Origin of the sequence: Vibrio sp. OPT46 (assembly GCF_015163535.1) — a bacterium.
GTDB classification, from domain to species: domain Bacteria; phylum Pseudomonadota; class Gammaproteobacteria; order Enterobacterales; family Vibrionaceae; genus Vibrio; species Vibrio alginolyticus.
On record NZ_JADDYG010000654.1, the window covers coordinates 1 to 312 of the forward strand.

Consider the following 312-nt stretch of genomic DNA (forward strand, 5'->3'; position numbering starts at 1 on the left):
CATTACTTAAGCTTCTTAGTGTTAGTGGCTGATGTATCTAGCTCAAAATAGCGCGAGCGTTTTAAGTGCTTGTGGTAAAAGCGTCGGGTAGCGTTTACGAGGTCACGGATAAAGTATCCTAGGAGTAGGCCAATACCTGAGCTGATACTCACGGTCAGTAAAAAATCGTTAATATTCATGAACGCTCCTTGAGCTCAATTGTTTTTTTCACAGCAAACAAAGGAGGAACATCAGTAATGGAGTTAGTGGCGGTATGGAATATTTTCCTCTTTGTCGCCAGAGCTGAAACGTCGTCGGATATGACAGCGGCAT

Annotated in this window: 1 protein-coding gene; it reads right to left on the minus strand. The window is 43.3% G+C overall.

Translation table 11 applies throughout. From position 1 onward, the window contains the following. Positions 1 to 2 precede the first annotated feature (2 nt). Positions 3 to 179, minus strand: a complete 177-nt coding sequence (locus IQR33_RS24185; protein ID WP_005382064.1) for a hypothetical protein — start codon at positions 177 to 179, stop codon at positions 3 to 5. Positions 180 to 312: the final 133 nt, after the last annotated feature.

What these genes read in the sequence shown, in the direction of transcription:
- IQR33_RS24185 (WP_005382064.1), bottom strand. Translation starts at nt 179, where the DNA reads ATGAATATTAACGATTTTTTACTGACCGTGAGTATCAGCTCAGGTATT.